The following is a 26,819-nucleotide window of genomic DNA, read 5'->3' on the forward strand; positions in this document are numbered from 1 at the left end:
AAAATAACAATATGATAGATATGTATGCTTTAAAAATTAATTTTTCAGTAGGAAAATTAATTCCGTAACTTATACAAATTCTATTGAGTTAAAAAATCGGTTATCAAAAGCCACTAATTTAACAAGGTGATCTTTTCTTAATTAAAATCTATTTTTCGGCTACACTTTAATGAAACATTCAAAAAGCGTATAGGAAATGATCGCTCTATTTTTAATACAAAATTGCACCCACTTTTTTTAAAAAATGAAAGAAAAAATCGTTTTAAAAAAAATAGTTCTATATAATCTGGTTGTTATTTTTTTCTATATTTTAAGCGGCTTTTTAGGACTTATGCTAGCCGTACCTCCAGGTTATGCGACCACAATTTGGGCATCATCAGGAATTGCGCTTGGATCCGTGCTTGTTTGGAATTTGCGAACTTTACCTGGTATTTTCATTGCTTCATTTATCCTTAATTGTTATATAACATTTAATAATGTTAGTGATTTATTTGATTTTTCAAAATTATATCCAGGATTAATAACAGGAGCTGGTGCTGTACTCCAGGCATTATTTGGTTGGTGGCTTGTCAAGCGCTTTGTCCGATTAAACAACCCCCTGCATCTTCCCAAAGATATTCTTATTTTTGCACTCCTATCAGGCCCAGTTTCTTGTGTTATTGCTGCAACTATAAGTAATATAGGCTTATATTTGTTAGGAGTAATATCCTCTGAAAACCTCTCATTGAGCTGGATTACCTGGTGGATAGGAGACAGTATTGGCGTATTAATTTTTACCCCGGTTTTTCTGATTTTATTTGCCAAACCCAGAAAACTATGGCGGAGCCGAATAATACCCATCCTAGTCCCTTTATGCCTGACGTTCATTATCGTGGTTATTGCTCATGTATTTTATAGATACTCAGAATTGAAACACATACAATCAAAATTCGCTGGAGTAATTCAATATAAATTTAACCTGCTCACCGAAAAACTTAAATTAACAAAGGAAACTGCTCATACAACTTCTCTTTTTCTTGCCACAGCACCCGTTGTAAATAAAGAAGAATTTGAACGTCTTGGAACTTTACTGCTACAAGAAAATTCAATCATTCAATCCATACAATGGGTACCCAAAGTAACCAACAGAGAAGAGTTTGAAAAAAAATATCATCTTGAAATTTTGGAAAAACACTCTAAAAAATATTCATCTTCAAAGAAAAAATCGATGTATTACCCTATTCTTTTTACCGTTTCAAAAAGCCATAATATTTTCCCTAATGGTTATGATTTATCATCAAATCTCAATCTCATTGATAAGCTAAACGACAGACCTGTACTGTTAGGAAGTAAGGGAAAAATTGACAAGATGTTCATTATTTCCACGGTTTATCGATCCAATCAACTTGTGGGATTTACTGTTTTGCAGATTAATTTTATTAAGTTATTCAATCAATTTTTTGATAAATTTTTAAATTATCCAAACCTTATGATTAAAATAACTTCACCTGATTTAAACACCCCTACTTTTGAAATTTATAATAAAACCATGTACTACAATCCTGACGAATCATTTAGTCTTTCTTATACAAAATATTTTGCAGATTCAGCATGGAGTATCACTGCTAGTTTATCCCCATATTTTCTACTTAGCCGATTTCCCTGGTATGCATGGTTAGCCCTAACAACCACTCTATTTTTTTGTGTGTTAATGAATATCATTTTATTTATTCTCTACGGTCAGCGTTATTTAATCCAATATCTTGCTTATGCAAAAACGATACAACTAAAAACAGAAAAAGCAAAAAACTTATTACTGTTAAATGCTGCAGGTGAAGGTATATTCCGAATAGATGTCAATTATAAAATCACTTTTATTAATCCAGCGGCCAAAAAATTACTAGGCTACTCAAGTAACGAATTGAAAAATGAACCCATAATTAAAATTCTGTGCGAGAAAATAACCCCTCCCAACCAAATGAAGAACACATCAATTTATAAAGCCATCCAGGAGCAAACGATAATTAGTGCAAAAGAGGCTATATTCTGGAAAAAAGATCATAGTTGCCTTTCAGTAGAATATACCTGTATCCCTGTCATAATAAATCACAAAGCTATAGGAGCCGCTATCATTTTTAGCGACATTACTGAGCGACTGAACAATGAGAAAAAATTAATAAAAATGGCTCATTATGATCCTTTAACCAAATTACCCAATCGTCAGAGTTTTTTTGACTATTTAGAACATGCCTTAGGTCGTGCTTGCAGGAGCAAAACCCAATTAGGCTTATGTTTTATTGATATTGATAATTTTAAAGTAATTAACGATACTTTTGGCCATGCCTATGGCGATAAATTATTAATGGCCTTGTCTGAAATTATAACTCCTTATTTACGGGAAATTGATTATTTTGCAAGGATAGCAGGAGACGAATTTGCACTTATTTTTGAACAAATTCATCAAGATGACGATTTAATTAAAATCTTCGAACGCATTTTAGCCGCTTTTCATAGTCCGATCCAAATAGATGATCTATTCATCAAAACATCCATCAGTATTGGAGTTGCAATGTATCCTAAAGATGGTTCGGATACGCAAACACTTTTTGTAAACGCTGATATTGCCATGTATCATGCTAAAGCAAAAGGCAAAGCCACTTATTCTTTTTTTAGACAAAGTGATCACTAAACTTAGTAATTTTTTTTATGGCTTTAAAGGGCTTTTTAAAACTGATGCGTGTGGACAAACTCTGCTTCATCAAACTGGAACACCATTGAGGAAGAATTAGTTTTCGGGGACTCCTAATTCTTTTATCCTAAGCTCCGGTACTATTCGATATACAAATCGTAGTATTTTCAAAAGATAAAAATAGATGGAATTAATCATTAAATCAACAAACACATATAAGATTGCTGCTCCGGAAGGTGTAAACCCTATAGGAGGGAAATGAGGATGAGCTCCTGTAACTCCATACCATGACCAGGTATAAAATATGGTGCCCATTAATTCCAAATAATACACAATTGCGAACATAAGCAAATAAAAAAGTGTATTTTTGCGAAACCGCAAAACGATTAAGAATGTGAGATAGCCAAGAAAACCCGCAACATCTTTGAGCATATACAACGACAGAAAAGCAGCTAGAAAAGCAAATTGAGCCAGACATTGCTTCACTTTTACTTTGTTTCGAATCATACAAGAGCGTTTACTGGTATAGTAAACTGCAGCATAGAGAAGAGCATGGCACAGTGGAATGTAGACTGGAATATTTTTTAAGCGATACTCATAAAGCCTTAGAATCAGAGAGCCAAAAATTTCACCAAACAAGCCGCATAAAGTCATTAATAAAATCAGCCAATACAGTTTTCCTCGAGTATAAAAAAGGAAGAGACTATAAGTGACAATACTGAGTGCATTGCAGATATCCTGTCCATGGCTAATGAATTGAGCTGCCCAGGGACTATCAATTAATAAAAACAAAGGAAGACCAAGCAACACGAAATTGACCAGCCTATACATTATTTGATCTGAATGAATAGAGCTATTTACTGACATATCCTATGTTTGTTAAAAAGAATGGTTGATATGATAACGTAGCTTCTATTGAGAAAGCATTATAAAATAAGTTTTTTTAAAGGAAATTTTGATGAGCAAGGAAAAAAAAATTCTGTTATTAAAAAACTGGATTGAGCAACTTGTTCGTAATCCTAATCTCTATGTTGCCCTAGCAGTCAGTGCACTACTTGGCTGCAGTAGCGGAGGGGCCATTGGTTTTTTCTCAGGCGGGTTCATTGGTCAATCATTCTTGTTGTGCAACAACTCCAGTAACTTTATTTTGAATCTTAATCCAGGGATTATGGTTGGAGCGCTTTTGGGATTAATTGTTGGGGCTCTTATGGGAGGAGGCATTACTGTCATTATCACTTTGTTTAAAATTTACAAAAAGACTAAAAATTATCCTGTGTTATCACAAGATAATATCGCACAAGTATTATCCGCATCCTTCTGGATAAATTTAGAAATTATCATCGGAATGGGCTTGGGGGCTATTATCGGTAGTCTAAAATCCAGAGGGCTGGGAACTCTAACAGGGGCTGCTCTTGGTCTGTTGATTATTTGGTTGACCTCTACACTTAAAGCCCCTAAAAAAAGTGAAAAAATAGTAAAAGATTAATTTCATTTCAGTAAAATTGATGGGAGGCATCGGGTTTTCACCAGCCACAGTGATAATTGCACTTAGCTTTAAAAAAGCCCTAGTAAAAAAATTCTATTATAAATAATAAATTAAGAAAATACATGGGTTGATGTTAGTACTCGCTGATGTAATAGACTGGTATTCATTGCAAGCTGGTAGATTTGGATACAATCATTGTTCTAATCGATTAAATTGCTTTACATAGAAATCACAAAACTCCCGAAGAGAACAATCTGTAGAGAAGCCTAAGTAGGTTGCCAAATTAACAAAGGGTTTATCACAATGCTTTATTAATAAATCTTCAAGACAACCACTAAAAAACTCTCTGTTAAACTTCCAAATCTCCAGAGAAAAATTGAGATTTGCATCAGCTGGACAATGATATCTTAGGGATGGTAAAACAAAAGGGTAAATATAAGGGACTCTAGCTATCTTTTTATTGGGAAGTAAAACAACAAGCCCTCCATAATAAGACCCCACAATAAAATCTCTTAAATCAATGATTTCTGATATTTCATTTTTTGCTTGGCCTGTAGTTGAAACATAAAACTCTTCGACAATATGCTCTTTATGTAATATTTTTTTTACAAATTCGATTGTTTTCCCAGTAAAACAATCATCATCAACGAGACAATAGGGCTGCTTAGGTAAATAAAGAAGTTGCTGCGCTAATGTTCCCTCTTCTGGTCGTGCCGAAAATCCTAATTTAATTTCGGGGAGCCCAAAACGAAAATATCGAGAGACCCCTAGGTTAAACTCAGCTATATAGCAAGGATCGAGACTTAATATCATTTTATCTGATAATAATTTTTTAATCTCTAGAGCTTGTTGCTGCGATGATTTTATTTGAATCGAAAACTCATTCGTATCTCGAGAATAAGTTGTCTTAAGAACATGAACAAACTGCCCCAAAAATTGATTCTTTTTCTTTATTAATTCTTCAAGAGGTTTTTTTTCTGACCATAATTGATAGAAAAGCTCATCTTCTCTAAGATGAAGTATTTTACATCTATTTTTTTCAGAAAAAGTATTTTTTTTACGAATAGCTTCACTAGCAAATGCTAAAGTCCCTTCATTTAAAAAATAGATATTATTTTTACCAAGAAAAAGTGGATCATTCCTAACCTGATTAAATATTTTCTCTGCTCCAGGCCTAGAAAGACAAATACCTATACCACGCTCAAGAAATGCATAGCTAAAAGAAACGTTATCACCTCCAAAGACATAAGCGACTTTAATAGGAAGTGTCGTTTTTAAATGTTTTGCCAGTTCGCATTCAAGACGAATAATAACATCAGTAAAATTTATTGGTTCCTTGTTTTCAAGATACTCCCATAACCAAATATCCAACCACGGATGATTTGCAACTGATTGAATAAGCAAATCTATATGTTCTCTCTGACTATAATTCTTAACATAAAACTTGCTTTTGATGTAATCTTGATGGGAAGGGGAGAAAAAACCACCAATTACCTTTTTACCTTCCAACTCCAAGGCCTGCCTTGCTTTTGACATCATTAAAAAATGTCCTTGATGAATGGGATAAAATCCGCCCGTACTCAATAAAACAACTAACTCTTTTTTTTCTGTTTGCAGATCGCCACATTCTTCGCACAATTTTAATAAAGGTAATATTGACCATTGTGTTTGTTTTTTTTCATCGTGAGATACAATTGCATTTTCAATATATCCTGCCGTCCGTAATCTTTCTTTAGATAACGTATGCAAATAGTAGGCTAAGTAAAATTTATCCTCAGGCATGGTATTTTGGTACGGCTTATTATTCTCTTGACTTGAGGAATAACATGGTCCGAGGCGTTCATAAATGATGTCCGCTCGAATTACTACTCGTTTATTCGTTGCTAAGTTCTTTGTTACACCATGTTTTATACGATGAGGGAGTACTAGCGCATGCCCCGCACTTGGTAAAACAGCATGCAAAATATCATGAGCAGGGATATCCTCATCATCTTGAAAACAGCGTTCAGAAAGCGGTGTATTTCTATCTTTGTCTAATAAAATTACCGTCTCTCCACCTGCTTGCTGAGGTTGGGTCGTTAAATAAAATAGAACGCTAAAAAGTGTTTTTTCCCGACCATCTTCATAACCCTCATCATAATGACCAATTAACTCACCTCCGGGTTCATACATTATAAAACGAAAGAAAGGGCTAAATCCCTTCATGCGCCAAATTGTATTTTTGCCACCATCTATGGGTTGATAACCATCATCATAAAGATAATGTTCAAAAAAGCTTACTAAGCGTTCAGAAAATAATGAGGCCAGATGGGGACTATAAGTTGTTGCTCTTAACTGTTTGCCCTCATCAGTAGGGTAACCATCATTACCAACATAGGAAGGCTTTTGTTCATTAAATATCTTCAGAAATCCTTCTGTCTCTGACAATGACAAAGCATTCTCTATTTGAAACACATAAGGGCAAATTGTATGCGATTGTGGAAAAATTGTTGATTTGTTCCAATATTGTTTAAAAAATAAGTCATCTAAAACAAAAAAATTTTGAAATAAAGATAAGTTTATCGTTTTTTTTTCTTCTACATCATCTAACCAACCTCCTGCAACTGATTTTGAGTATACATCAAAATGTAATCCTTGGGGTTTTACAAAGTATTTATGCTGATTATGAGTATGGCGCTCTAAAAGTAATTTTTCATATGCGGAAAATGTAAAGTAACTGTATTTATCTAACCGTTGTAAAAATAACGTTTTTTCATATTCCGCCAAATTAAGGTAATACGTATATAACTCAAGAAAATCATAACTAAAGCCAAAACTTAATTCATCTGTATTACTATCATAAGTATTTCCTGTTGGCTGAGCATCAATAAGATCTTGGGGTATATTCAAAAATGATGCTAATTTCTTCACTTCACTCTTATGTAAATCTGAAATCAATTGAATATCTACCATCGCATCAGACGCTTTACCAAAAAAACCTGTATAACTGCCTTCATCTCGATTAATCGTTCCAAAAACAGCACATGGATAACCTTCCTCATTCAGATGATTAGCAATTTGATAAAATACAGGGGTCCTAAGATTGGAAACAAGTTGTCCCTGACTCCACGGTGTTTTTTTAAAATTAAAACCATTTGCAATTTGCTCATACAAAAAACCATGTGTTTCATTCAAATCAAGGATTATTTGATCTAAGTTAAGAAAATTTATGATTTTTTTTGCTCCATCCACCGCCTTAACTTGCCCTGTTGCTCCCAGACAATTAAAAAAAGGCAGACAAATAGGCACTAACCTTTTCAAAAAAGATCGCTCTTTTTTGTAAAACACATTCAGTATAGCCAGAGCAATTGCTGAATCAATGCCACCACTCACTCCTAGGACAGCTGCACGTAATTTCGTTTTTTCAAAATAGCGAGAAAGTAAATTAATTTTAGCTTCTAAATAAAAAGCCGGATCAAACGCCCTTTTTGATCGATATAAACCTAGTAAGTTTTCTAAGGTTGGAGTCAATGGGAAACGCTCTGTTTTTTTTATCATAAAAAAATTAATTTCTGTTGATTAAATTCTTTAATAAAACAAATCCATTTTTCCTTTCCAAAATGGTCATCCCCTCTTTCTGCAATAAAAGAATCACGTCTTCAAAAAAATTGCTCACATATTCATGCCAATTAGATAATTCAAGCGCTTGTTCAGTGAGTCCCTTATAATTCCTAAAGAGTAAATAGCCATCTTTAGCAACTGTTTTGCTAAATACACTTGAAATACTCATAAGAAAACGTGTCTTATCAAATTCCAACATGATGTCTTCTGTAGTTTTAATAAAGACTGTCTCATCTTCATAGATTTGTTTTGTAGGCATCTGTTTTGAACTACAATAAGCATCGATAATTAAGTCATCAAACAAATGATTCGCGGCTACTAATTGATAGGAGCAATGAGCACCATTGAAAAAATCATCGCAAAGAAAGCGTATATCAAAAGAAACGCCCATCATCTCAAGAAATTGTTTTAATCCATTAAGTGCTATTTCGGACTTATCTAGTAAGGTTAATAAACCTTCATAATTAGCTCTCTTTAAGGCCAAAGCTAATTTTGGTGAAAATCCCGGACCGATATCTAAGATAGAAGTAATCTCTTTGAGAGGAATATTTTGTAAAAACTCAAACCAATCCATCGCTTGGCGGTTATACCCCTGAATGTATGAAAAAAACTCATAAGTTCTTTTCTGTGTATCAAAGCGATTACGATGAAGTAATTCTGTATTTTTATATTCTCCTGACTCAATAAAACTAAGGAGCAATTTAAAATCTCTTGTAATATTTTCTTTTTCAACTGACGACAAATGACTAATCGTTTTTGAAAATTGTTCTAAAATAGTGTGAATTGATTCTTTATGCATGATTTTGCTTGGTCTCCGGAAAAAGCAAGTCAATAATGGGATCTATGATGTTTTGAGCCTTACCTCGACTAGGTAAATGATGTAAAGAAAAACCAGGATCACAATTAAACTCACAAAAAACATAATTTAACGAGGTACAAGGCTGACTAATGTCCTCAATTAATAAATCCACAGCAGTAAACTTGTTTCCAGGAAGGAGGGCATGTATTTTTTTCGCGAGTTGCAAATAGCTCGCATGAACAGTATGGTTCTCTATTGTTTCACAATCAGAACCCCAACTCACATTCGCATTATACCTAAGCTTAACACTTATTCCTTTGCCTACTATCGAATCTGGTGTAAGACTTTGATGACGTAATGTTCTTAAACTATCTGGATCGTCATAATATAGCCTACAAAGACAATTCGTACGTAAGGTTATACGACGATGATTTTCTTGCTCCACTAATTCTTTAATACTATGTACGCCATCACCTGTAATTTCAGGTAAAGAACGAGAAACAACAAAAGGTTCCTTGACTCCATCAATCACGACAAAACGATAATCCTTTCCATGAAAATGTTTTTCCAGCAACATGTTGCATTGATTGGTATAATTCGAAAAATCTTTAAACGCATAGGTTAATTCTTTTTCATCCTGTAGGTTTGGATAAACAAAATTTCCTTCCGATCCATTGGTAGGCTTAAGAACAACTGGATAACCAATTTGGGTTGCAAAATCCAATACCTCTTGTTTACTTTGTTTATCAAATACCTGCCCCTCTACAACTGAAATACCACAGAAACGCATTAGCGATTTACTGTAAAATTTATCACTTAATAAAATATAGTAATTAGCTGGAGTTAAATTTGAAAGATAATTAACCAGGTATTCAGTATGGCACCCAAGTGTTGCTGCTACAGCATCGGTATCTCCTAAATATTTTAATTCGATCCCACGTTTAGCAATGAATTTGAGTAATAAGCCAAAGTTAAAGGGTAAGTGTTCAAAATTAAACATGAAAAACCTCAAAATTTACTTAAGAGCTCCACTTTTCTGCCTACACTCCGCGGCTGGTCCGCGAGGTCCAGTGATGGTGCTCCATTCCTGGATCCCGCGAACAAGTCGCAGGGCGTAGCGATAAGACAGGTTCATAGTCATCTTTTGATTTAACCCCCACCTCGTGGAGTTGGATTAGGAGTATAACGGCTATACTCACCATCATATTGCTGCTGCGAAGGTGCGGAATATCGTTCTTCTCTCGAAGGTTGAAACATCGTTCCTCGATAAACATTAATTGGCGCTGATGTTCTTTGAGTCGTGCTAGCAAATTGTTGTGGTATTGAATCATTTATCGTCCCTCCTACCCTCCCGGTTGAAGAGCTTGGAGATATCTGTCCCCATTTGATGCCTTCGACTAAATCATACAAATTTTGGCCTGGATACGGAACAATAAGTTGAGGCGTATAATTGCGAGTATATTGTCTGTCTTCATTATTAAAGGGAATACCAAAAGCATCAGAACCTGCAAAAATATCCTTGATTTTCTTTATTTTTGCTTGCTCTTCCTGATTGGCATAGAGCATAAATTGGTTCGTTTCCGCATCAAAATCAAGTCGCCTAAATTGAATACCCAATAGAATTAAAGCGGCTTCAAGCTTATCTTTTCGTGAAGTATAGCGGGCCAAAACATTGTTTGCCTGTAGCTGATTGATTTGATGATACAAGGTTTGTTCTATACCCGATGAAATAACAAATCTATTGGCATGGAACTCGGTAATCTCTTCAATAATACGCCATTGCCTTGGATCAATATTATCAATGATAAAACCAGAACCTCCTTTATTAGGAAGACCATTATTAGTATTTTCATCAGTTTTATATTCAAGATTATTTTTTGTATTGTTATAACGAATATCTTCTTCTGGGATATGAACGCCTAATAATTTCAAAGCATATATCAATTTATAAGGAGTTGGGTCATCTGGAAAATTATTACTTAAAGATTGCATCAGTTTGTAATCATCGGATTCTGGACCATAAGCGGTTAAAACTGCCTTATAAATACTTGCAGACATAACCATCGCTAAATGTCCTGAGCGTATATAACGCGTCATGATCTCTTGTAATTTTTGCAGGGTCTGACCAGGGGCTTCAATAAGTAAATTACCGTTGGCCGCTGTTGAAACTTCAAAATCCTTAATGTTCTGATAACCTTCACTTTCTGGATTATTATTTCTTCCTAAAGCAGCTAAATCATTCAAAATCATTCTTACTTCATCAGCACTACCGTATTTTAATACACGCTCAATAGGCAACTCTCTTCTATCTTGAACCGCCACATAAAGACTGCGAGCCATCTCAGGAGTTAAAAGTAATTGTTGTTTGCGTTGGACAACTACCTCGTTAAATAAAGCAGAAACTTGTGACGAAGTAATACTGGCGCGGAGTCGATTAAACAAGGCTTTTGCAGTGAGATTTGAGCTGTATTGTCTAAAAAAGTCATATTCCAATTTTTGAAACACATATTCATTATCCACTTTTAAAAGCAGCATATGTGCTTTATCGTAATTATTTTCAGAAATAGATTGTTCAATTAAGCGTCGCAGCTCATTGTGTTCGAAGGTAACAAAACCAATACTACTATTATCTCGTGAAGGGAGCATAGCAGGCATCTCAGAAGTTTCTCTCGTAGCTTTAGAAAAGCCATCATTACTCCTAATTGCATTTAAACGAGTCTGTTCATACCACTTGGTGAAATCACAACATATAGATCCTTGATGATAGTAAAATCGAGCGTTGGATTGTTTTTCAGTATCAAGCACCACAAATTCATCCATATGCGGTGAATCTTTTATAGAACGAAAATGAACATTTGCTTTTTTCTTAATCTGGGCTTGTTCTTGGGTGGTTAATTCCCGAGTTAATTTAAATTGAGATCGATTTTGGTTGATAAATTTAAATATTGCTTGTTCTATCTCATAGCCACTTTCTACAGATTCTTTTACATTTCGTGCTAATTGATCTGCAAAATTAGCATTTGAATCAATTGGTTGAGCAAAATTAAATTTTTCGGATAACAATTGATGGCTTTGAGCATATATATTAATTTCAGCAAGAAAAAACTGAGTGAGGATACTTAATTTCTCAGTTTTTTGCTCCGATGAGGCTTCACTTCTAATTGTGGAAAAAGCGCTTGTTTCTGGCGGTTCATAATTTCCAAAAGAAGATAACAAACTATCAAGCAACTCAAACAGTTCCCGATCAGAATTTATTTCATCTTCATTAGAATAGGACAGATTCTCTAACGCTCGAGAAAAATGTACATCATTACAAAATGAAGTGCGTACAGTAGTTTCTTGGATGCATTCCCCAAACGCATCTGAAAGGTATCGCTTGAATACTCCAACAGTTACTGGACAACACTTTTTGCTTTTATCATAAACTTTTTGTTTCACCAAATTGATGAATCCATCTCTGGCTGATGAAATTTTACTAAAATCACTAATTTGTCTAAAGCGATTAATTAAAGCATTATAAAAAACGCTAGGCGCCTGCTCTGATCTTCGCGCATGAAACAATGGATTTTGCGTTCGTAACATCAGATCCTCAATTCTAGGTTTTAAACGCATAGCGTACACATTAGAATCTGCTTGTGCGATTAAATTCTGAAAGGCTTGGGGGTATTCAGGAAAAACATGATTCAATCCGTTTAATAACCCCGAGTGGTTATTTACCACATCATGTAAAACATTAATATAGAATTCAACTTGACTCAGCCTAGACCGAATAGCATCTGTGGATTTGCCACATTCAGTTAATAACCGAATATCATGTTCTAATTGAGATTTATAATCTTGAAGATGATGCAGACAAGAACTTCTTTTTCGTTCGGAATCATGACTTCGACCAAAAAAATCTTTTAAGGCTACAACAGATTGGCAGGTATTATCCAAACCAATCCCTACTTGATCTGCAGAAATAATAGGGATCATAATATGAACTACATTTTCTGGAGATACATAGATATAACGAGGATTAGCATTTTCAGATAAAGAAATTTTTATACTAGACATCATACACCTTTTGTTATTGATTAATAGGGACGGTATATTTGTCTATATGCGTCTTTATGACTTAATTTTTCAGCATTCCTTGTGATTACAGACGTACTAAATTTAGCCAAAAGGCATTAAGTAAATCAAATTAATTAAATTTATATGTCATATCAAATAATTTGATAACATATATTTTCAATAGGTTTCACATCAAACAATCTTGTCGTTGTGAGAATAAAATCGCAAGATTTTCAAACTATATAGAAATAAATAAGTACAGACATGGTTGATCAAGTTTCTCTATAAGTTCTGTTTTTATTTGTTGTAATGACGTAAGTGGGAGCATGATTTCAGGAAGTATAACAATATGAACAAAAATAGCTCTTCCTGCTTTTCGTATGAAGATTTTTGTAATAAATTTATCTAAACTCTTCTCTTTAAAATGCTCATAAACGATGCGATTAATTTTATGGCCCAATTGTCGATCGGACATTACATCCAAAAGTTCCTCTGAATTTATTTTTAATAATTTAATCGGTTCGCGTATAATGATAAAAATTAAACAGATAACGAGCACAGGATCAATATAAGGAATAATAAACGCATATACAGTACCATCGAGACCGACACCCAAGAAAAATGCAATGCTCAACAAGATACTTTGTAAGCCATCAATAAACCACACGAGCCCTTGGGACAATAACAACTGATTGTTCTTGGGTCTTGCAAAACGATAAAAAAGAAATGCCATCAAAAAGCAAGCACAAGCAGCTACTCCTTGATAAAAAGCCGGCAAAAGAAAATTCTTGACATGATGTAAATGAATGATGTCTCTTATAGCAGAAATTAAAGCAAAAGCACAAGAACCTATAATCAATGCACCTTCACCTAGAATCACCAGTGGTTCAAGTTTATAATAACCAAACTGAAATTTTTTAGAATAATGCAAGTTCATTTTCTGACTGGTCAGAAAAATCAAATAGGTACTAAAAATCCCTATCGAGCAATACATTCCATCAATGGTAATCGCAGTAGAATCGATATGCACGCCAATAATAATTCCTATTATTCCCATAACAGCAGTGAGGACAATAGAAACCTTTATAAGCTCCTGCTCTTTTCGAAAATCATCCGAAATTAAATTTTGCATTTCAAATAATAGGTTAAAAGCGTTGATTGATCCCTTACTTTTTCAGTATATCACAATAAATACTTTGCAAATGGATAAACTGACGTTTTTGATTCAAATAAGTTATATTTTTGAGCCTATCTTTGTGGTAATAAAACTCATTCTCTTAATAAAATTCGCGTGAAACATGCAAATCTATTTTAATGAACTACGTCATACAGACGACAATCAATGGATGGAAAAAAGCGATTATAATAACTATCCCTACATGTCAAAAGTTAAATCTAATGCAAATGAGATCAATACCCTTTTAAAACAAGGAAAGAAAGTACATTAAATTAACATATCAAAATTCAGGTTATGCGCCACAACGCTTTTTTGAGTATAAAGCACAGGAGCATGCGTTTCATCAAAATAAACATTTTGAATCTTCTTCAAAACCAAAACACCAGCAAAATAGCCTTTTATAAAGTTTTTCAATCTTTGGATCCTAATACAACATAGGATCAAAATACCTCACAGACGAATGACTCTTTATATTTCGTTTTTTGCCAGGATTAAGAGAGCAACAATAACTAATAGATCTCTAGTTTAATACCTTTTTAATAGGTGAACTAAATCGGCATTTCTTATTATTTTTTGTAAACGAAAGAAGAGAATAATTGCACCTAGTATGATTCCCGAAGTTAAACCATACCAGATACCATGAACATTATGATTAAATACAATTCCAATTAAATAGGCTAATAAAACCCCTAAAATTGAAAAACAAAATAGGTTAACGTACATCGTGAATTTTGTATCTTTTAATCCACGTAATGCACCAGCTTCTACAACACGAATAGAATCAAAAATCTGATATATTCCTAAAATAAAAAATAGCGGTATAACAATCCGCACAATTTTTGGGTGTTCATGAATGTCGAAATCAATACCAAGCAGTACCACTGGAAATAATACCAAGATTAAAAAGATCACTAATGAAATGAGAAAACTCAACATAATTCCAACATAACTCGCATAAATTATTCCTTTTTTATCTATACGTCCTACATTAACTCCTACACGAACTGTAGTTGCCTGAGATATAGCATGAGGAATATTAAAAATGACCCCCTCAAATTGCAAAATGATTTGATGAGCAGCAAGTGCTGTATTATTAAATCGAGAAACAAAATAAGTTACAATCGTGAATCCAACTAATTCGATAAAATAGGTAAACCCAATAGGCAAACCAATTCTTAACATTTCTTTACAAGAAGGCCAATGCAATACACCCATATGTTTGAAAATCTGATAGGGTTTTGTAAACTTAGCACAATATAAATAACTGAAAATAACTATACTGGTTAATGTGAAAGAAAATGCTAACCCATACCCTACTCCAGCTATACCAAAAGCAGGAACACCGTATTTCCCAAAAACAAAAATATAAATAAACATAATTTCGAGCGGAATTTCAATTAAACTGATCCATAAGCTCATTTTTGTTTTGCCAATTCCAGTTAAAAAATGATTTACAATTGCAAGTGTAATAACACCCGGAACGGCAAATATAAGCGCATGTGAATATTCCGCTGCATATTTTAATGTTTCTAAATTAGGCGCGCTCCAATGCACTAAAAAAGGTATTATCCACAAAAGCCCCATCATCGGAAGCCAAGAAAAAAAATTTAATAGTAAAGCTTGCCCCATGATTTCACTAATCGCTTCATTATTATTGGATCCCATTTGGTGTGGTACCAAAATGCTCACTGCGTGAAACAAGCCGAACCAGAAAGTAATACCAGCCATCCAAATCGTTCCCACTAAGACACTACCGGCTAAAGCATCTTTTCCTAAATGAGCAATCATGGCAGTGCCTGCAAAGGGCCCAAGGGAATGAATAATCCAGGCTGCCATCAAGGGTAAACTAAGCAACAGATTTGCTTTAATTTCTGTTAGTATAGAATGGTGTATGATTGGTTTAACCATAAACTTCCCCCATTGCAAACTTTTATATCAGTTAAATTAAATATATCACATAGTTATGAATATCCCTTTATTCTTACCATCAAAGAAATGTTCTATACCTGTTTGATCTTATTGAAAAATCAGGTTTAAATCGATTAACGTATAGTATAAGTTTTTCAAATGGGTATACGAGTAAGGATACGGTAATGACCTCAAAGACAACGACGAAAAATAGAAATAGCATCATCAGATGGACAGTGATTACCCTTTATCTTTTGGCAACTCTCTTTTCTGCTGCCTGGCACGGTCCGGCCGCGGTGATTTTTTTACCTATTATTCTTGTCTTGACTATTTTTATTGCAGTTTGCCTACATGGTAAAGAGCGATATGGGGTAAAGAATATAATTTTATTTTTTATAATAACCTGGTTTATCAGTCATTTCTTTGAAGCATTAAGCATTCAGACGGGATTTCCTTTTGGACATTATTATTATGATAAATTAGCTGGACCAAGGTTATTTCAGGTACCTCTCATTATTATGTTTGCTTATTTTGGTACGGGTTATGCTTCGTGGATTCTGGCCCATATACTTTTGGGACAATACTCGACACCACTTAATGGAAAACAGATATTCCTTGTGCCTTTGATTGCTGCTTTTATTATGGTGATATGGGATGTGTGTATGGATCCTCTTTCTTCAACAGTCTATTCATTATGGGTATGGAAAAATGGAGGAATGTATTTTGGTGTTCCGTTACAAAATTATTTTGGTTGGTTCTTAGTGGTTTATATCATCTATCAAATTTTTGCAGTTTATATTGCCAAACATGATGCTGTAGCTGTAAACAATTGTAACGCATTTTCTTCTAAAAACTTTTGGAGAGAAGCAGTCGCTATTTATAGCATACAAGGTTTAACACAATTAGTTGATCCCTTCGGTGCTTCAACCCATTTAGAGATTTATGCTTCGATGGCATTAGTTACCGTATTTACGATGATGTTCGTATCCTTACTTGCTTTACTTAAAATTAACGCGAGTCATTTAGGAGATAAAAAAATGACTCCTATTAGAAGTAACATGCCAAGCTGAACCGGGAGCTTCGAACGAAACTGAAGCAGTAATATCCCCCATTAAAATTTAATTCTATAATCTTAAAAGAGATAGAGCCATGATTTTTTGCAATTCTACAAATTCTAAAGCAATACTTTTAGAACCTTCAAAATAAACAAGCCCTCAAGGAAGCTCTAAAGAGCTTGATAACTATGCCCTAGAAACAAATAATTTACTCATTATTTTTGAAAAATTTTCGACATAATTTCCTGGAGCATACCGTTCATAAGTTTTTTTAAATTGACCACTTTTTTCAAATTCAAGTAAAGCATTATTAATCTGCTGCAATAACTCACTGTCATTTTTATTTACAGCAATACCAAATCCATATCCATAGATAAACGGTTTTCCAAATGTAGTAAACTCAGGAAATTCGGCAGCCCAATACTGAGCTGACAATGCATCTTGCAACACAAAATCAACATTCCCCTCGCTCAACGCGTCAATAAGTTGAGGGGTTGAGTTATATGTTATAATTTGAACATTAGAAAAATTTGAGTCTTTAATTACATCTGCAAAAATGGTGCCAACCTGAATACCTATTTTTTTCCCATCAATAGCGTTCTCAGAAAAAGGTACAGTAGCCCATTTTTTTAATGCCAGATATTGAACATCGCTTGGAAGATAAGGAATGGAAAAATTGACGCGCTGACTTCGTTCTAAAGTAATTGTAATGGAGGCAATACCTATATCTGCCTCCTGGTTCTCTATATTAGATATAATGGTGTTTTCGAAAAATACAGGATGATATTGACACTCACGATGTATAATTTGGCAAATCTCCTCCAACATTTCTATATCAAAACCAAATAATTGATTATTTGCTCCTTGCATAATAAAAGGAGGGTTAAAAATTTCTGTAGCCACTACAAGTGGAGGTAATGGCTCAGCATGCGACAAAGATAGAGAGAGAAAAAAAATAAATAAATATTGAACCCATCTACTCTTTATACCTAAAAATCTCCGGTAAAGGGAAATTATGGTTTGCATCATTACAAACATTCCTTGTATTGTGAACTCTTATTTCTTAAAAAATGTATCGCATTTTCCTGAATGGTTCAATGGCCGAATCATTGTTCTAAAGACATTGTTCTATGCCTCATGAGTTAGGTTTACCATTGAAAGGTCAATATGTTTGCAAACTCCATTTAACAAACATTTTTTCGTGCTACAACAGAGGTTCTCCACTGAGGGTGCTGCACCTAACTTTAAATCCGCTGTTGAAGAACAAGATAAACTAAGTAACAATACTAAAAGAGTTTAATCATCAAAAAATAAATATACCTGATTTTAGCTATCACACTTGTAGTTAGCGTTTGCCTCAATTAAAGTGCCTATTAAGTTGGTTAAAAAAATATTAGTTTTTATAAAAATTTTAACTTTATATGGCTTACAAAATGTCTCTAAAAAAATTTAGCGTTTATAGTGAACGATGTCCCTCACATAATGTTCTTGAGGGCATTAGCGATAAATGGTCAATTTTAGTAATTAATCTATTATTAAATGAAACTTATCGATTTGGCGAATTAAAACGTGAAATTGGCGGAATTTCTTCGAAAATGTTAGCACAAACGTTAAATAAATTAGAACGTTTCGGATTTATAAACAGGAAGTCTTTCCCTGTATTGCCTATGAAAGTGGAGTATTCATTAACCGCATTAGGTAAAGAATTGGGTAATATTCTTAATTTACTCACAACATGGACTGAAAAAAATATGGATGCAATAATTACCGCTGAGAATAGTTTTGAAGAAACAGATGCATCCTTATAAGTATCACTCTATTCTTGTTTATTCTCATTAAGAAATTTTTAACTCAATGAAGCATCCTCGGTAGTAATGGAATCATTGAACCATTTTATTTTCGAAACAGTGCATTAGCGTTTTCACTTAAGATTTTTAGGATAAGATCGTCAGGAAGATTCGCTTGCTTAATATAATCTACAGCTCTGATGTATTTATCATGATTCGCATAAGGATAATCTGTGCCTAACAACAAATGATCTGGAGAATAAACACTAACCGCATTATGTAAAGCAGGGATATGACCATGAGCTACGGTATCAACCCAGAATTTCTTTATAAAATCACTGGGATTGCCCTGTATCTCCCCCTCTCCCCAATCAGTGTATAAATTATCAATGCGTTGCATAATCATAGGCAAATAGCCGCCGAGATGAGTACTAATGAACCTAATATCTGGAAAACGCGAAGTAACGCCTGATAAAATTAAATGCAACACACCATAAGTGTCTTCAAATGGTGCCCCAATCATCCAGGTAAGCCCATAGACCTTGGTTTGTTCTCCAGTACAACAACCCGCAGGATGCAAAAATACAACGGCCTTTCTACGATTAAGCTCGGCAAAAATAACCTCAAAACGCTCAGTCTCAACAATAGAATGCTGTAATACAGTGGTTGTCAAGGTAACACCCCACATTCCTAGATCATCAAAGATGCGATTAATTTCATCTAATGATTCTTGAATATGTGGTAAAGGAAAAATGCCAAATGCCTGAAAACGGTTGGGGTACTTAGCAATAAGCTGTGCATAAAGATTATTAGCCATTTTAGCACTAGCCACAGAGTCCGCTTTATTTGTAAAATAAGGGACTTGGGGGACGATTGAAAGAACTTGTAAATCCACACCAGCACTATTCATCATACTAAAACAACATCATCATTGTTCCAAGTACGTAAAATCAATCTATCTGTTTCAATTATTATCACAAATAACCTGCCTCTAAATCAATTAATGTGTTTTATCATAAAAATTGAGGATTTTTATAATAAATCGATAATTTTTTAGCCATCCAACCATTATCTGGAAAAGTTGTCCCCGGTACTTCCCAAACACCTGTTGCAAAAGCGCCTGCTCCCCATAAAATTGCAAATATATGTGCATCAATGGCGCTTTTTAATTGGTCAGTATTATTGTGCGCCCAATTAAAATTATTTAAGGTCAAACACTGCGTTGCACTTTTGTCAGCACAGATACTATATGCAGCCGGTAAACGAGTAATATCATGATTAATCCAAGAAGCGATATTACTTAAATCTTTTTGTAAGTTGGGATCACCAAAAAAGTATACCGGTGCGGTACCTTCTTCATGTGCATCGAGAATAGGTTCATCCTGAGTCGGGATATGAGCAGCAGGTATCTGCCATAGCATAGCAGGTATATAATCTTTTCCTGCCTGTTCTCCCAATCCCTCACTTATTCCTTTGGTCATAGTCAGAAAGTTTTGCCATGCGGTATCATTATAGAACGTTGCTTGGTTAATCAGTAAATTAGGGAATTTGCTGCTGTAATCATCAGCACCGTAGCGATCAAAATAAATAAAATCAGGTTTGTAGGTACCTGTAAATAATTCAAAACTCTTTAAATCGGCTAGAACCTTATCGACATAGGGCCTTACTGCAGAGGTTCCTTGATGTATCCACCATCCTCCTTCTGGAACTGCGGAAATATTTTCATGAACGCCAAGAGCAACATGAGGACCAAAATATTTAGCCATCCAGTTTTGCGCTTGCAACCAACCATTAAAATTATCTGTAAAATCAGGGACGTCACTTGTTGCACTTGCACTACAAAGCGGTAGCGCATACTCGTTAACACAAACAGCAAAAGTTTGCCCTGCAGTATAATTATCCGTTTTAGATTTGAGCCAAAAAAGTAAATCAGTTGGAGTACCATTGATTATTACCGGTTTATTCTCCCAACCATAATTACAATTTGGCGTATTGGTACTGTTATAATCCACTTTTTTAGTCATCATACAATAAGCATCTGAAACAGCTTGACCAACCGGGATAATTAAGGATTTAACAGTCTCTACACGATTTGTATTGCCTAAATAACCGAGCATATCCGGATTTAGTAATATAGTGCCATAGTATCCTGTGTTGCTATAAGCATTATCTTCCAAGGTCTTAGACAAAAACATAAGGTTAAAAAAATGTTTTGTTAAATCATCTAAATGTGTCACGCTATCAGGATTCCAACCGCCACTGAGTTGCCAGCCATATTCAACCAAGACAGGATTAACCGAATAGCCCGTATTCGTTTTTATATTTTTGGCCATATTAATCATATTCCAAATCTTATATGGGGTTTCTATTTTTCCGGGATCACCATCACCACCTGCACCATTGTAAGTAAATACAGAGTCAACACGAATATTCGTTGGTTCTTGCAAGGCCCCATTAGTTATAGTTCCCATTGCTAAATAATTTGGCCAACCAGCAATCATAGGATTATTTTTATCTGGGTCATTTGCAAAGCTAGCTGTGCTCATTGCACATAAAATCAAAAAATTAAGAGCTCTATTTCTCATTAAATATTTCCTAAATTTAGTCATTAGAACAGCAAAAAAATGTAACAAATATGCTTTATTACTGATTTTTCTGAATGAGCTTGCGCTTATAATTTCACAAATTATACCATAATCAATCATATTGACTCAAAACAAGCATAACAATGAGTCACAAACTCTTTTTTTTTTGAGATTATTTTTTTAAACTCGTTTCAGTAGTCTTGGCTGATAAATTAGAAAGTTGCTCTTGAGTCCAATTAAATAATTTTTGTCCTACAGCCATACCCACTGCAACTCGTGCTGTCCCCCACCCAATCCTAAATTGCTGTTGAAAAAAGCTCATCCGGCCTAGAAAAGAGCGTTGTGAATTTTTTGATTCGTTCCAAACTTTAGTGAGTGCTTCCTTCGTAGTCGGTGGTTTGAGATTAGGAGGAGTGGCATATTGCATATTACGAACATAATTGAATGGGCTTGATACGATTGTAGCAACTCCAGCAGCAGTTGCATTATGGATAAACTCAAGACTCGATTTATTTTCATTGGGCGTTTTATTCTCGGATTTTTTTACCGTACTACTTATAAGACTGCGTAACATTTCATAAGTACTGCCAAAAACCATATCACGCGTCATTGTAGCAGTGGTTCCTTTAAGAAAAGGCTTAATACCTCCTAAACGCCACATCTCACGGATACTTGAACGAAAAGATGCGTTTTCGTGGCCCCATGTATGGTATTTGATTGCAGAAATACTATTTGTCAATACTCCTCCAATACTTCCCGCAGCCATACCCACAAAAAATTGAGACAGTGTTTGGTTAATCCCTAAATTATTACGTAAATAAGGAAAGAAATATCTATTTAGCTCTCCCTGCGCCATATAGTAAATGCCTCCGAGAAAAGCGCGCTGCACGAATGATTGAGAAAAACCTTGATAAGGAGATTTAAAGTTTTGAGATAATAAGAAAGAGCGGTTATATTTCACCGATAAATATAAGGCACGATCCCATGGGTTAAACAATCCTGAGGTTGATGCGCCAGCAAGTAATCCACTTGCAACATCAATATTCAACTTTTGTTTGTAATTTTGATTTGAATCTGACTCAGACGCCTGTATATTCGCACTATTCTTGCTCATACCCACCTACCCTAATATTTAGTTTTCTAAAGTAGCGGGCATTATAATTGATTTGTTCAAAAAACAAACGTTTTCAAATTTAGATATCTATCTTTTGTAGGCAGTAATCAAAAGAAAAAAGGCTAGAACAGATGAGCAATGCAATCTAGCCCGTGAATTATAATTTTGCTAAGATCAAATATTAAGCCTCGACTCCAATTTATTGTGTAAATTATCTTCTTTTGAACAAAATTCTCGATAAAGCATTTTAAAACCAAAACTTAATATATCAGTGAGTCGCTGCAAATATGGCCGCTCAGACCATGCGGGTTGATTGGTTATACATACCTCTAATGCATTAGTTATATTTTTTTTATCATCCTCAGTAAACGCTGGTTTTTCACTATGAATGTAACCGCCATTCTTATTTATCAGATTTTTAATTTCAAGAGAGTAGTTACTTAATTTCACTTGATTTTTATCATTTTTAGGTAATTTATTTATTTCATCGTCAAATAATTCAAAATCCCCAATATTAACCTCTTTCTTTTGTCCTTCGTAGGTAATGAAATAGATCTGTTTGGATTCCTGATTGTACACAAAACTGTTTTTATAGGTACTTACGTCTATTTCATCAATTGATTTTGACATTATATTAAGATTACAGTTCCAATTACACTCATTTATAGTTTCATGTTTTTCTTTTAGTTGCTCATTCACAGTATTCATTGCATTATATCGATTTAATAATTTTGCTTGTTTTGGCGTCAAACTTTCATTAGGACCACCAATAGCAACTCCTTCTCGTTGACATTTCCCTTTTAAGTGTTGAACATACCCATCAACTGCTTCTTTGATGTCATAAAATTTTAATTCATTAGATAACCTATTCAGATCATCTTTTTCTTTATAAGTATTTATAGTGGACATTGTGCTATGCAAATCCATTAATTTGGCTGAGACCTCGTGACTACCTCCATAAAGCCTACTGATACAGTCAAGTTTCTCAATTGAGTTCTTACAAATAGCCGGATGGGCTGCTAAAGGCAAGAACATTTTCATGATATTTTCAGCTATTTTAGTTGCATTAAAACCGCATGCAACCATCTTTTTAGAATCAGCCTCATATTGTTTTAAAAATTTTAAAACATCCTCAGGAATAGGCTCGTTTGGCTGTTCTACTACTTTTTTAAGATTTTCAAGATCTATTAACTCTAAATACTGTAATGTTTTTTTCATCAAAATTACCTCAATAATTAAACTATTAATAAACATAAAATTTATGTATAAATATTATCTTTATTGGGTTGGTTTTGAACAATGAATTTTTTTTCTATATTATATGAAATATGCAAATATCAATAAAATATCAGGAGATTACCGTAGTAATGCTTCCAATTTCTCTCCTTAGATTTTTCATCGGATGTCTCTCTATTACTTATTTCTCAAAAAACGAGACCTCACCAGAAACTACATCATACAAACCTCCAACTATTTTTATGGTTTTTTGAGCGATTAATTCATTTAATATACTGCTTTTATTAAGAATCGTTTTTATACTGTTTTCCACATTAATTCGAGCAACTTCGTTGACATACGGGAGGTTACGACCATTTCGATTCTCTTTAAAAGACGTTTCTTGATCAATTGCGGGTGTGATTTTATGCAAAAGCTGTGTTAAGTGCCCTAGCTCCTCGTGATCACAAGCTCCTTTTATTGCGCCGCAATTTGTATGGCCAAGGACTACAATGAGTTTAGAGCCAGCCACTTTACATGCAAACTCCAGACTTCCGATAATGTCGTCATTCACAATATTACCAGCAATTCGAATACTAAAAATATCACCAAGTCCTTGATCAAATATAAGTTCAGCCGTTGTTCTTGAATCAATACAGCTTAAAATTGAAGCAAAAGGATATTGTCCATCAGCGGTTTCATTCACTTGTTGGAGAAGATTACGGTTATAGCGCAGATTTTGGACAAATCGCTGATTTCCCTTTTTAAGCAAATCAATAGCGTAATCCGGAGTAATATTAAGCTGTTCTTCTCTGCTAATCGTTTTCATCAAGACTCCTCTTCTTTAGTCAGTAATTTTTCAAATCAAATTCTTATAAATTATGCTCTGTTCTGCAATCTTAATTATTTATGAGCGCTCTTAATAATATTTAGAATAGTTACAGTAAGTTGAAAATACAATTTAGCAACTAGGTCATCATCTAATTTATTGCTAACTATAATCTAAAACACTCTATTAAAAAAATATTTAAAAAATTATAAAAACTAGCAATCTTAAGTTTCACAGATATACTAATACACAGTTCCATAATTTATGGTTTACAAAGGACTACTCCGTGGAGTCGAATATTAAAGGGGGCATTTGAATGACCGACAAGAATAATAATAAAAAATTTACAACAACAGATTCAGGAATACCTGTACCTAGTGATGAATACTCACTAACCATTGGACCAAATGGTCCGATCGTATTACATGACCACTATCTGATTGAGCAGATGGCAAACTTTAACCGTGAAAAAATCCCAGAGCGCCAACCCCATGCAAAAGGTGGCGGGGCATTTGGTCATTTTGAAGTAACGGAAAATGTAAGCAAATACACAAAAGCTGCCGTATTCCAACCAGGAACAAAAACAAATGTAGTCATCCGTTTTTCAACTGTTGCTGGAGAACGTGGAAGTCCTGATACCTGGCGCGATCCTCGTGGCTTTGCAGTAAAATTCTACACCAGTGAAGGTAACTTCGATATGGTCGGCAACAATACTCCTGTTTTTTTTGTGCGAGATCCCATGAAGTTCCAACACTTTATTCGTTCTCAAAAACGCAGAGCCAACAATAACCTACGTGACCATGACATGCAATGGGACTTCTGGACTCTTTCCCCTGAGTCTGCGCATCAAGTCACGTGGCTGATGGGTGATCGAGGGATCCCCAAAAACTGGCGCCATATGAATGGCTATTCAAGTCATACTTACATGTGGGTAAATGCTCTAGGCGAGAAATTCTGGGTAAAATATCATTTCCAAACGGACCAAGGCATTGAGTTTCTGACTCAAGAAGAAGCAGATCACCTTGCCGGTACAGATGGTGATTATCACACACGTGACTTATATGAAGCAATTGAACGTGGCGATTATCCAAGTTGGACTTTGTGCATGCAGATTATGCCATTCAAAGATGCTGAGACGTATCGTTTTAATCCATTTGACCTCACAAAAGTATGGCCACACGCCGATTATCCTCTGATAAAAGTAGGTAAACTTACTCTAAACCGTAATCCAACTGATTATCACACTGAAATTGAGCAAGCAGCATTTGAGCCTAATAATATGGTCCCAGGAACTGGAATTAGTCCTGATAAAATGCTTCTTGCACGAGTATTCTCCTATGCCGATGCACATCGAGCGCGGTTAGGGGTGAACTACAAACAAATTCCCGTCAACAAACCCCAATGCCCTGTACATAGCTACAGCAAAGATGGTGCCATGCGTATTGAGAATATTTCTGATCCTGTATATGCACCTAACTCCAAAGGAGGCCCCAAAGCCGATAACTCAAAAAACCCTGAGGTAGCGACCTGGGAAGCACATGGGGATTTCGTACGCGCAGCATACACACTCCGTAAGGATGATAATGACTTTGTACAAGCAAATACACTTGTACGCCAAGTTATGGACGATGAGGCACGTAATAGACTGGTCAGTAACGTTGTCACCCACTTAAAAAATGGCGTTACACAACCGGTGTTAGAAAGAGCATTTGAATATTGGAAAAAAATCGATCAACAAATTGGCGAACGCATTGAAAAGGGCGTAAAGGAAAGCTAAAACCAAAATAATTACTTACGTCCTCGCGCAAGCAAGACCCCTGCTTTCGCAGAGGGTGACGGTTTTATAAAGATCAACCTTCTCTATACCTATAGATACAAAACTCGTCACCTTCCACGAAAGTGGAAGGTTCATAAAACAACAATCTTTGTTCCAAATTTACCTTACAGCTGCTCTAGACCCCCTGCTTTCGCAGAGGGTGACGGTCTTATAAAGATCAACCTTCTCTATACCTATATGTACAAAATTCGTCACCTTCCGCGAAAGCGGGAGGTCACAAAACAACAATCTTTGTTCCAAATTTATCTTACAGCGCGCTCTAGACCCCCTGCTTTCGCAGAGGGTGACGGTTTTCTAAAGATCAGCGTTATCTATACCTATAGATACAAAATTCGTCACCTTCCGCGAAAGTAGGAGGTCCAAAAAACAACAATTCTTGTTCCAAATTTACCTTACAGCGCGCTCTTTAGACCCCCTGCTTTCGCAGAGGGTGACGGTCTTCTAAAGATCAACCTTCTCTATACCTATATGTACAAAATTCGTCACCTTCCACGAAAGTGGGAGGTCCACAAATCAACAATTTTTGTTCCAAATTTACCTTACCGCGGCTATAGACCCCCTGCTTTCGCAGAGGGTGACGGTCTTATAAAGATCAGCGTTATCTATACCTATAGATACAAAATTCGTCACCTTCCACGAAAGTGGGAGGTCCACAAATCAACAATTTTTGTTCCAAATTTACCTTACCGCGGCTATAGACCCC

At 34.9% G+C, this 26,819-nt stretch carries 19 protein-coding genes; 5 read left to right on the forward strand and 14 right to left on the reverse strand.

Annotated features, from left to right (window positions below; all coding sequences use genetic code 11):
* Window positions 1–244: 244 nt before the first annotated feature.
* Window positions 245–2,668 (forward strand): diguanylate cyclase domain-containing protein, encoded by a 2,424-nt coding sequence (locus tag Lsan_RS20955; RefSeq protein ID WP_058516031.1) that lies wholly within the window; start codon window positions 245–247, stop codon window positions 2,666–2,668.
* A 96-nt stretch (window positions 2,669–2,764) separates the two neighbouring features.
* Here the strand turns inward: Lsan_RS20955 and Lsan_RS20960 are convergent, their stop codons facing one another.
* Entirely contained in the window at window positions 2,765–3,535 is a 771-nt protein-coding gene (locus tag Lsan_RS20960; protein WP_058516032.1) for a hypothetical protein, read from the reverse strand.
* 91 nt (window positions 3,536–3,626) lie between these two features.
* Here Lsan_RS20960 and Lsan_RS20965 point away from each other — a divergent pair, with 91 nt between their 5' ends.
* Window positions 3,627–4,154 (forward strand): hypothetical protein, encoded by a 528-nt coding sequence (locus Lsan_RS20965; RefSeq protein WP_058516033.1) that lies wholly within the window; start codon window positions 3,627–3,629, stop codon window positions 4,152–4,154.
* A 192-nt stretch (window positions 4,155–4,346) separates the two neighbouring features.
* Here Lsan_RS20965 and nadE read toward each other — a convergent pair whose 3' ends face one another.
* From nadE to Lsan_RS20995, 7 genes are all read right to left on the reverse strand, one after another.
* Window positions 4,347–7,691, reverse strand: coding sequence for an NAD(+) synthase (gene nadE / locus Lsan_RS20970; RefSeq protein WP_058516034.1), 3,345 nt, complete (start codon window positions 7,689–7,691; stop codon window positions 4,347–4,349).
* A 7-nt stretch (window positions 7,692–7,698) separates the two neighbouring features.
* Window positions 7,699–8,553 carry a hypothetical protein gene (locus Lsan_RS20975; RefSeq protein ID WP_058516035.1) on the reverse strand — a complete coding sequence of 285 codons (855 nt, stop codon included), beginning with the start codon at window positions 8,551–8,553 and terminating at the stop codon, window positions 7,699–7,701.
* The gene (locus Lsan_RS20980) at window positions 8,546–9,553 is read right to left on the reverse strand and encodes an ATP-binding protein (RefSeq protein ID WP_058516036.1); all 1,008 of its coding nucleotides are present in this window, start codon (window positions 9,551–9,553) and stop codon (window positions 8,546–8,548) included. Before Lsan_RS20980 ends, Lsan_RS20975 begins: the two co-directional genes overlap by 8 nt.
* A 149-nt stretch (window positions 9,554–9,702) precedes the next feature.
* On the reverse strand, window positions 9,703–12,609 hold the full coding sequence (locus Lsan_RS20985; protein WP_162265635.1) for a hypothetical protein: 2,907 nt from the start codon (window positions 12,607–12,609) through the stop codon (window positions 9,703–9,705).
* A gap of 238 nt (window positions 12,610–12,847) precedes the next feature.
* The gene (locus Lsan_RS20990) at window positions 12,848–13,741 is read right to left on the reverse strand and encodes a cation efflux transmembrane domain-containing protein (RefSeq protein ID WP_058516037.1); all 894 of its coding nucleotides are present in this window, start codon (window positions 13,739–13,741) and stop codon (window positions 12,848–12,850) included.
* A 312-nt stretch (window positions 13,742–14,053) separates the two neighbouring features.
* On the reverse strand, window positions 14,054–14,200 hold the full coding sequence (locus tag Lsan_RS22325; RefSeq protein ID WP_157068332.1) for a hypothetical protein: 147 nt from the start codon (window positions 14,198–14,200) through the stop codon (window positions 14,054–14,056).
* Between the two features lie 111 nt (window positions 14,201–14,311).
* Complete coding sequence (locus tag Lsan_RS20995; RefSeq protein WP_058516038.1) at window positions 14,312–15,694, reverse strand: MATE family efflux transporter; 1,383 nt, start codon at window positions 15,692–15,694, stop codon at window positions 14,312–14,314.
* Window positions 15,695–15,879: 185 nt separating this feature from the next.
* On the opposite strand from Lsan_RS20995, the gene Lsan_RS21000 reads away from it, so the two are divergent.
* Window positions 15,880–16,764, forward strand: coding sequence for a carotenoid biosynthesis protein (locus tag Lsan_RS21000; RefSeq protein WP_058516039.1), 885 nt, complete (start codon window positions 15,880–15,882; stop codon window positions 16,762–16,764).
* A gap of 171 nt (window positions 16,765–16,935) precedes the next feature.
* Here Lsan_RS21000 and Lsan_RS21005 read toward each other — a convergent pair whose 3' ends face one another.
* Entirely contained in the window at window positions 16,936–17,778 is an 843-nt protein-coding gene (locus Lsan_RS21005; RefSeq protein WP_058516040.1) for a transporter substrate-binding domain-containing protein, read from the reverse strand.
* Window positions 17,779–18,182: 404 nt separating this feature from the next.
* Here Lsan_RS21005 and Lsan_RS21010 point away from each other — a divergent pair, with 404 nt between their 5' ends.
* Window positions 18,183–18,557: a winged helix-turn-helix transcriptional regulator gene (locus Lsan_RS21010; protein WP_058516041.1), complete on the forward strand. Its 375-nt coding sequence runs from the start codon at window positions 18,183–18,185 to the stop codon at window positions 18,555–18,557.
* 85 nt (window positions 18,558–18,642) lie between these two features.
* Here the strand turns inward: Lsan_RS21010 and Lsan_RS21015 are convergent, their stop codons facing one another.
* The 5 genes from Lsan_RS21015 to Lsan_RS21035 all read right to left on the reverse strand — a co-directional run bounded on the left by Lsan_RS21015 (window position 18,643) and on the right by Lsan_RS21035 (window position 24,279).
* Entirely contained in the window at window positions 18,643–19,449 is an 807-nt protein-coding gene (locus tag Lsan_RS21015) for an amidohydrolase family protein (RefSeq protein ID WP_083505201.1), read from the reverse strand.
* A 100-nt stretch (window positions 19,450–19,549) separates the two neighbouring features.
* Window positions 19,550–21,121 (reverse strand): hypothetical protein, encoded by a 1,572-nt coding sequence (locus Lsan_RS21020; protein WP_058516102.1) that lies wholly within the window; start codon window positions 21,119–21,121, stop codon window positions 19,550–19,552.
* A 172-nt stretch (window positions 21,122–21,293) separates the two neighbouring features.
* Window positions 21,294–22,235 carry an MC/SLC25 family protein gene (locus Lsan_RS21025; RefSeq protein ID WP_058516043.1) on the reverse strand — a complete coding sequence of 314 codons (942 nt, stop codon included), beginning with the start codon at window positions 22,233–22,235 and terminating at the stop codon, window positions 21,294–21,296.
* A gap of 174 nt (window positions 22,236–22,409) precedes the next feature.
* Complete coding sequence (locus Lsan_RS21030; protein WP_133134241.1) at window positions 22,410–23,453, reverse strand: hypothetical protein; 1,044 nt, start codon at window positions 23,451–23,453, stop codon at window positions 22,410–22,412.
* Window positions 23,454–23,652: 199 nt separating this feature from the next.
* Window positions 23,653–24,279, reverse strand: coding sequence for a carbonic anhydrase family protein (locus tag Lsan_RS21035; protein WP_058516045.1), 627 nt, complete (start codon window positions 24,277–24,279; stop codon window positions 23,653–23,655).
* A 316-nt stretch (window positions 24,280–24,595) separates the two neighbouring features.
* Between Lsan_RS21035 and Lsan_RS21040 the strand changes: the two genes are divergently transcribed.
* The gene (locus tag Lsan_RS21040) at window positions 24,596–26,056 is read left to right on the forward strand and encodes a catalase (RefSeq protein ID WP_058516046.1); all 1,461 of its coding nucleotides are present in this window, start codon (window positions 24,596–24,598) and stop codon (window positions 26,054–26,056) included.
* The last annotated feature ends 763 nt before the right edge of the window (window positions 26,057–26,819 follow it).

The organism is Legionella santicrucis (genome assembly GCF_001468135.1).
GTDB classification, from domain to species: Bacteria; Pseudomonadota; Gammaproteobacteria; order Legionellales; family Legionellaceae; genus Legionella; species Legionella santicrucis.

Excerpts from the sequence above, each read along its gene's own strand:
- Lsan_RS20955 (WP_058516031.1), top strand. The coding sequence starts at position 245 with ATGAAAGAAAAAATCGTTTTAAAAAAAATAGTTCTATATAATCTGGTT.
- Lsan_RS20960 (WP_058516032.1), bottom strand. The coding sequence starts at position 3,535 with ATGTCAGTAAATAGCTCTATTCATTCAGATCAAATAATGTATAGGCTG.
- Lsan_RS20965 (WP_058516033.1), top strand. The coding sequence starts at position 3,627 with ATGAGCAAGGAAAAAAAAATTCTGTTATTAAAAAACTGGATTGAGCAA.
- nadE (WP_058516034.1), bottom strand. The coding sequence starts at position 7,691 with ATGATAAAAAAAACAGAGCGTTTCCCATTGACTCCAACCTTAGAAAAC.
- Lsan_RS20975 (WP_058516035.1), bottom strand. The coding sequence starts at position 8,553 with ATGCATAAAGAATCAATTCACACTATTTTAGAACAATTTTCAAAAACG.
- Lsan_RS20980 (WP_058516036.1), bottom strand. The coding sequence starts at position 9,553 with ATGTTTAATTTTGAACACTTACCCTTTAACTTTGGCTTATTACTCAAA.
- Lsan_RS20985 (WP_162265635.1), bottom strand. The coding sequence starts at position 12,609 with ATGTCTAGTATAAAAATTTCTTTATCTGAAAATGCTAATCCTCGTTAT.
- Lsan_RS20990 (WP_058516037.1), bottom strand. The coding sequence starts at position 13,741 with ATGCAAAATTTAATTTCGGATGATTTTCGAAAAGAGCAGGAGCTTATA.
- Lsan_RS20995 (WP_058516038.1), bottom strand. The coding sequence starts at position 15,694 with ATGGTTAAACCAATCATACACCATTCTATACTAACAGAAATTAAAGCA.
- Lsan_RS21000 (WP_058516039.1), top strand. The coding sequence starts at position 15,880 with ATGACCTCAAAGACAACGACGAAAAATAGAAATAGCATCATCAGATGG.
- Lsan_RS21005 (WP_058516040.1), bottom strand. The coding sequence starts at position 17,778 with ATGATGCAAACCATAATTTCCCTTTACCGGAGATTTTTAGGTATAAAG.
- Lsan_RS21010 (WP_058516041.1), top strand. The coding sequence starts at position 18,183 with ATGTCTCTAAAAAAATTTAGCGTTTATAGTGAACGATGTCCCTCACAT.
- Lsan_RS21015 (WP_083505201.1), bottom strand. The coding sequence starts at position 19,449 with ATGATGAATAGTGCTGGTGTGGATTTACAAGTTCTTTCAATCGTCCCC.
- Lsan_RS21020 (WP_058516102.1), bottom strand. The coding sequence starts at position 21,121 with ATGAGAAATAGAGCTCTTAATTTTTTGATTTTATGTGCAATGAGCACA.
- Lsan_RS21025 (WP_058516043.1), bottom strand. The coding sequence starts at position 22,235 with ATGAGCAAGAATAGTGCGAATATACAGGCGTCTGAGTCAGATTCAAAT.
- Lsan_RS21030 (WP_133134241.1), bottom strand. The coding sequence starts at position 23,453 with ATGAAAAAAACATTACAGTATTTAGAGTTAATAGATCTTGAAAATCTT.
- Lsan_RS21035 (WP_058516045.1), bottom strand. The coding sequence starts at position 24,279 with ATGAAAACGATTAGCAGAGAAGAACAGCTTAATATTACTCCGGATTAC.
- Lsan_RS21040 (WP_058516046.1), top strand. The coding sequence starts at position 24,596 with ATGACCGACAAGAATAATAATAAAAAATTTACAACAACAGATTCAGGA.